A 6,603-nucleotide genomic window follows, 5' to 3' on the forward strand; every position below is an offset into this window, starting at 1 on the left:
TGAAAAGGAGTTCTCGAAATGCACAATCTGTTTGAATTTGTCCGGTCTATCGGGTGGCCTTCACCCGGCGCAATCGCCGCTGCCACGGGGGAGATTATCAAAGGGGCCAACCACGATTGGTTGCCGCAGGCATTGGCAGAGGGTGGTGTGTTCTATCCTTGTCTGCATCGTGTAGAGATTGGAACAATGGGGGCGGTGTTTCGTGACGTTCCGTTTACATGCCCACGGATTGCATTGGCTAAGGCACAAAAGATCGCTGTAAATATTGGAGTGACTTGAACTTGAATTTCGTCGCTATGATCAGTAGCTAGGATAGACAGAGGATTTCAAAGGGAACAAGAGCTATGAGTGACAAGAGAGTACCTACCGAGAAATTCGAAAAAGGCGCATCACCTAAGATTCCTTCTACTTCTTCTAACACTCCAAAACCCGACCTAAATGTATCCCCGCGCATTCCTAATACTGGAAGCAAACCTCCACCCAAAAAGTAATTGAGGAGATATTAAAATGACTTCACGTAGAATTGGTGACGGAGCATCTCCAAAACCAGCCACAACAAGCAGCGCGCCTCCGCCAAAAAAGTAGCTATTTTAGACGAAGTTCTACACGGCGGATTTGATCTGCCGGGATGTGTGTGTATCTAGTACCCCAGTTCAGATCAGTAATGTCTTCACGCAATATTTCGGAGCCTTGTGCATCTGTATCGCTTTCGACGATCATTGTGACGCTTCCATCGCCACATAGATACAGGCCGCCCCATTCTAAATTTTCATAGGGCGCACGGTCTGACAAATGCAGTATTCGGCCATCTTGAGTGTATACCGTTGCTTGGCTGACTCCCTTTTTGGTTTGAACAAGTGCGGCCCACCCAGAATGGACCCCGTCTTCCCGGTGAATTCCAGTCTTGCGAAGAAACCAATGCCAAATTGGCCGTCCAGCCGCGCGCCATATTACGCCCACAAGCATTGTAGAAACCAATGTGAATGCAACACGCCAGCCGTCATCCCATGAAGCGGTTGAGTTGGCTAAAATAAGAGCAATTGCACTAAAAACGAGAGAGATTGACAGTTGATCGCCAATATTGTGATCGCGTCTTAGACCAGCATATGAGGTAGCATAAGCCAAATACCCCGACCCTAGAGCGATCTGTAAAACTAACGAAAGTTCGAAAAAGTTCGCGGCTGATCCCGGCATCTAATAATCCAGACTAAAATCTCATTACCTTAGCAGGATATTTTCAGCTTACTGTGCTTTAATCAAATGGATAACCACTTTGACTTTACAACGGTCTGCCGGGGCGTTGCTGTGCCCCGGTCCGCAAGTTCCTTTTCCCGAATATCTAGATTTACGCCAACCAGATTCCGCACGGCCAAGGCATAGACCACGCAGTCCAGCGCCTCAGCCCGTTTGCCCGGAATCCGTTCCCATGATGCTTTCGGTGCGCCGCGCTGGTATTTTACAACGCGCCGTTCACTTGCCAGTTCCTCAAAGAACCGTGCGTCTAAAGTGTCGGAAAACCGGATGGACGTGCCGCGCATAAGACGCTCTGTCAGATTCGCCTTGATACCATCCACGCCGACGATAAAGAGCCGCTGCCCCTTGGTGGCGCTTGCCCGGATTGCGGGGCGCTGCCCGTCCGCCCCTTTGATCGGCACAATGCGGCGCGACAGTTTGGGCTGACAGAACCCTAGAACCCGGTCCATCGTTTGACCATCGCTGGAGTCCACGGCAACAGCGTCCATCCGCAAGATACCCCCGCCGGGGTGGATATGTGTTTGGGCGAGGAAGGCGTCCAATTCAGCCCAAGGCACATCTGAATCGTTCACGGGTCCCCAGAACACGCGGGCATCCACGACAAAGGTGTCTGTCCGGCTATGCGCCAAGGTGACAGTTTCCAAGCGGTCGTGTTGCACATCCACGCCGCACGTCAGGACAAGCGTTTCCTCTGGCAAGTTTTCAAGGCTGAACGGTTCACGGCGGTTAGCAAGGGCAGACTCGTCCAGTTCCTCGCCTGCCTGCCGCCAACCCTCAGCCATTAGCGTGTTGGTCCACGATTGCAGCAAGTCAGGATGATCCTTGGCGGCAAGAAATTCGCGGGCGATGTTGCCCCAGCTTGCGGCGGGCAGGGTAGAGACTAGCACGTTCGTCCTGAACCCGGCATGGTTCTTCACATCCGGGGCAGTGATGACCCAACGGCCTTGCTGCACCATCTCAGCTTTGCGGGTTTCGGGCTGTACCACGCCGCAATGTGGGCAGACGAACGCAGCGGTTTCGGGCTTGCCGGATTCCCATTCAATGTGCTGCCAACGGGGCGCGGTGTAGCCTTCACAGTCGAGACAACGCAGTTCAAAGAGGCGCTTGTCGCTTTGGGCGTAGAGGCGCAGGACGTGGCTCGTATCTTCCCAAGTCGGCGTCGATCCGGCTACAATCTTTCGATCAGGGAAAGACAGGGTGCGGCGTTCCGCCAAGGTGATCGGGCTGCCCTCGGCACCGGACTCCATGCCGTCGATTTCATCTAGGATCAAAACTTTTGCGTTATGGCGTCTAAGGTTCCTTGGACTCTTGGCTGCGATGACCTTGAGCGAACCGCCGGGGAATTTCCGGGACAACAGTGTTGAACGCCCGGTCGGGTCAGCCTCCAGCGTCAACAGGCCACGCAAGTCCGGGGACGCGGCGAAAATCGGTTCCACATCATCCACAATCCAGCCGCGCGCGTCTGACTCTGTCGGATGCACGGCAAGGATTGGGCTGGGGTCGCTATCGCAGTAATATCCAACCAGCGATGTGAGCAGGGACGTGTAGCCAAGGCGGACGGGCTTAACGACAGTCACCCTTTCAATTTCGGGGTCGCCCATTGCGTCTGCAATGCCGCGCTGCACGGGGGTCAAAGTCATCGGTCCGGTTTGGGCGCTGACCTCGGACGGAAGCCGGACGTGTGATTCGATCCATTCCGGCAAGTTGACGGGCGGCGGCGGACGCAATGCGGCGTAGGTTTCAGTGCGGATTTCAGCAAGGGCAGAATTGCTCATTTTTGGCCCTCCAGAGGCGTTTGGGTGTCGGCAGCTACATCGGACTGCGACAGGTTCAAGTCAGCGTCTTGGGTGGCCCCCTCAACCCCCTCGTTTACAGTTTCGGCCAAGGCTTGCATTGCGCGGCGCATTTCCACGTCCAGCGCAGCCGTCGCAGGGCGGTCCAGTGACAACTTGGCGGCAACGCGGCTGGGGACGGCCAACAGTCGCGCTCTGAGGTCAGCGGCAACCGAAAGCCACTCTGCCCGGACGGCGGCGGCGGGGATCAATTCGCCACGGGATTTGTCATTTTGGATTTGCAGCTTGTCAGCCTGTCCGGCGGCAACGCGCAACTTTTCGTCGGCAAGCCGTGGGTCGCTGGACCGGACAGACCGATTGCGCAGATGTTCGGCGTAGGCTTGCACGGATGCTTTGAGCGGGAAGGCGTATTGCCCATTGTGAAAGTCACGCTCAAAAATCCCGTCACGGGCAAGCTGGTTTATCCGGCTGCTGGAAAGGCCCAGCCAATCCGCAAGCACGGCAGAGTTTTCCAAGTCATCGGGAATTTCCACGCTGGGATCGAAGTCTAAAAGTTGGTCAATGCTTAGGTCTATCATTTGTTGGGCTTTCTAGTTTTCAGTTCATCGGTGGAAGGTCGAATGTAATTTTCATGATCGGCTCAAAGGATGCGCTCTACGGTCCCCGCATCGGCGCAGATGCCCAGAGGGACCCGCTCAACCCGGACTGGAATAACTCCGGTCTCCGGTTCAAGGGATGCTGGATCAACCCATAAGCCCCCAAGGGGTAGGATCGGCCCCCGCACAACGGGGCCAGATACCCCCTTTAGGGGGTAGCCGTTGGAACAGGGTCGTTGGTAGCCGTTGGAAGGGCGTTGGCAGGGGTAAATCGGGGCGTTGGCACCCCGTTGGAAGGGCGTTGGAAGGGCCATTTTACCGTTGGAAGGGCGTTGGTAGGCCGTTGGAAGGGGCATTTCGCAGAGGTTTTTAGTCATCGGTGAACCCCCCGTGGCTTTTCACGAGAACCGAACGCCGCTTGGACGGCGGCCCCACGGTATCCACGGCAATCATATCGTCCTTGATCAACGTCCGCATGGCTGCAATCAACGCGGTCTTGGATACGCCTTTAGCCTTGGCCTCAGCCTCAAACATGGCGGGCGCATAGTTCTGCCCGGTGTGCGGCGACACCTTTTGGCCTATCTCTGTGGCTTGATCCAGCAACACTAGAAAGACGTGTTCTGCCGTTGCCTGCATCTCGGACTCATCCTCAGCAGATACCGCGTGGAACGCGCCGTCCTGCCAGCGCAAAGTGACCTGTCCACCAATCTTGCCGTAGTTTGATTTCATAGTCTCAAGGATACGCAGGTCCGGGTCTGCCTCTGTGCCGTCCTCTTTGACGCGGCGCAGGTAGAGGCGGGACCGGACGCTGTTGCCCCATGCCATTGAACCGCCTGTCCCCGTGCCTGAATTAATGCCTGTTAGCGACGGATGCGCCAACAACAGGACCGTGCAGCCGTGCCGGACACAGAGGCCACGCAACAGGGTGATAAATTGCCGTGCGTGGCTTTGGTCGTTCTGGTCGCCGCTGTGAAGGTCAGCCAACGTGTCGAGGACAACCAGAGTGGGCTTGATCGCCTTCACGTTCTTATCCAGCATCTTGAACAACGCCGTGGCTTGCATCTTGCCAGTGCGACGGTCGAGGTCAGCCAAGATTGCGTTCTCGCCAGCAAGGGAACGGAAATTGAGGTCTGACAGGTCGGTGAATTGGAGGCCGGCCTCTTGGGTCACGTCTGCCATGCGGCGGTGCAGTTCGTCGCGTTCGTCCTCTGCACTGATATAGACCACGGGGCCGGGGCGTTCGACATTCTGGCCTAACCAGTCTGTCCGGGCTGCGCTGGAGATAGCAAGTTGTAGCGCGACTAGACTTTTACCCGTACCGCCGTCGCCCCCTAAGATCGTCACAGTTCGGTGCGGTATCAGGTCTGAGACCATCCACTCACGCGGCGGGATTGCCACGCCAGCAAGACAGGACGCGGACTCCAGAAAGGCGGGTTTCGGGGGGTCGCCTAGAAGGTCGTAAATCTCTTGGCTGAACGTGGACTCTTCCGGCTCGTCGTCAAATTCCATCTGGGAAAAGGGGTCCAGCGGGTGCTTGGCCCCCGCGACTAGCTGGGCAACTATGATACGGGTGACCTCTGACTCGTCACCCCCAGCATGGTCGTCGGTGAATCCTGACTCGGCCATCGCTGGCAGCAAGGCGTCGAGGATGGACTCGCGGTCCAACAGGTTGTTCGCTAACAGTCCGCCCAGCAAATATGCCTCACGGCATAGCACTTCATTTCGGGCAACATCAGTATCTGCAAGCCGCTCGGCAGCGGACTCCAGCATGCCTTTGGCTTTATCCACGCGGAACGTGTCGTGCGACAGGTCTTGCGCGATACCCGGTTCGCCACGGTCTGCCGTGGGTTTGCCGATAGCGGCGGCATCCAGATCGGCGCATTGATCAAGGAACCTGCCGTCTACCAGATGCACTTCGGGGTCCGGGTTGCCCTTGATCCGGCCATAGTTGAAAGACTGTGACGGCGTGAACGATTCATCGCCAAGCACACCGCCAAGAACGCCGTTAACCCGTGCCAGCAGGTCAGCCCGTTCGCCGGGCGTGGTATCGGTAGACAGCGGGCAGAGGACGCGCCAGCGGTGGCCCTTGCCGTCCTGTTGGTGGCTTGGCGTGGTATAGACCAGTGCAGCGAGTCCAGCATTTGCAAGCGCGGCAACCGCGTCCTGCGGGGACATTGTGCCTTGGTCGTAGTCACCTTCTACTCCAGAGACGGTCACATGGGCTGCGTTGTGCCGATAGGAACCTTTGGCCGTGGGTTCGCCCGAGAACGTCCCCAGCTTAATATGCGTCATGGTCTCTTTGGATTTGGCCGGGGGCAGCCGCATTGAAAGGTCTCTGAGAGACACGGTTTTCTGGCGGTGCTTTATCGCGCGGCGGTCTCCAAACTCTGCCACGTCAATCGGATGATCCAACGGGGAAACCCCTTGTTCATTTGTTTGGTATGTTATAACATTGCTCTGCATCTCGACCTCATTGGATGTTCAGGCGTTTCCTCACGCCGTTAGCGCCGTCCCTTGGCTTCTGGGGCGGCGTTTTTCTTTGCTTATGTAGGAATGAGGTGGTGCGATTCCCGGCGGCTAGATCGCCTATCCGGTGGGACAATTATTCCGAAAAACCTAGTAAAACAGTGGAACATTCAGGTGTCCCACTTTTGCCTAACTATATGTTTGAAAAGGCTAAGTTTTCCCCGCCCCCGGGCACCACTATTTATCAAACTAAATCAATATGATAGCAGTCTCTTGCAGGGCCTTTGATAAATGCCCAAAAGTGCTCTGGGTGTCATATGGGTGCCAAAACCCATAATTCGATCTAAAACCATTGCTGAATTGGGGTGTCAAACCAAGAAGCCGACCTTCGTTTTTTCCGCGGCTAACGGCAGCAATGAGCCTATTTTGTTGAAGAAGTCTTGTTGCTTTGAGGCAAGTCGTTTGATTCACTCGTTATTATAAAATGGGGGAGG

General features: G+C 56.0%; 5 protein-coding genes. 1 reads left to right on the plus strand and 4 read right to left on the minus strand.

Annotation, left to right across the window (positions count from 1 at the left end):
- Positions 1 to 18: 18 nt before the first annotated feature.
- Positions 19 to 279 (plus strand): hypothetical protein, encoded by a 261-nt coding sequence (locus ACEWL3_RS20415; RefSeq protein ID WP_386177850.1) that lies wholly within the window; start codon positions 19 to 21, stop codon positions 277 to 279.
- Between the two features lie 306 nt (positions 280 to 585).
- Here ACEWL3_RS20415 and ACEWL3_RS20420 read toward each other — a convergent pair whose 3' ends face one another.
- The 4 genes from ACEWL3_RS20420 to ACEWL3_RS20435 form a co-directional block, all read right to left on the minus strand.
- Entirely contained in the window at positions 586 to 1,194 is a 609-nt protein-coding gene (locus ACEWL3_RS20420) for a hypothetical protein (protein ID WP_386177852.1), read from the minus strand.
- A gap of 62 nt (positions 1,195 to 1,256) precedes the next feature.
- Complete coding sequence (locus ACEWL3_RS20425) at positions 1,257 to 3,029, minus strand: phage terminase large subunit family protein (protein ID WP_386177854.1); 1,773 nt, start codon at positions 3,027 to 3,029, stop codon at positions 1,257 to 1,259.
- Positions 3,026 to 3,580: a hypothetical protein gene (locus tag ACEWL3_RS20430; protein WP_435001611.1), complete on the minus strand. Its 555-nt coding sequence runs from the start codon at positions 3,578 to 3,580 to the stop codon at positions 3,026 to 3,028. The genes ACEWL3_RS20425 and ACEWL3_RS20430 overlap by 4 nt, the downstream gene beginning before the upstream one ends.
- 432 nt (positions 3,581 to 4,012) lie before the next feature.
- Positions 4,013 to 6,055, minus strand: coding sequence for an AAA family ATPase (locus ACEWL3_RS20435; RefSeq protein WP_386177858.1), 2,043 nt, complete (start codon positions 6,053 to 6,055; stop codon positions 4,013 to 4,015).
- Positions 6,056 to 6,603 lie beyond the last annotated feature (548 nt).

It is taken from the genome of Sulfitobacter sediminivivens, from assembly GCF_042611115.2.
In the GTDB taxonomy this organism is placed as follows: domain Bacteria; phylum Pseudomonadota; class Alphaproteobacteria; order Rhodobacterales; family Rhodobacteraceae; genus Sulfitobacter; species Sulfitobacter sediminivivens.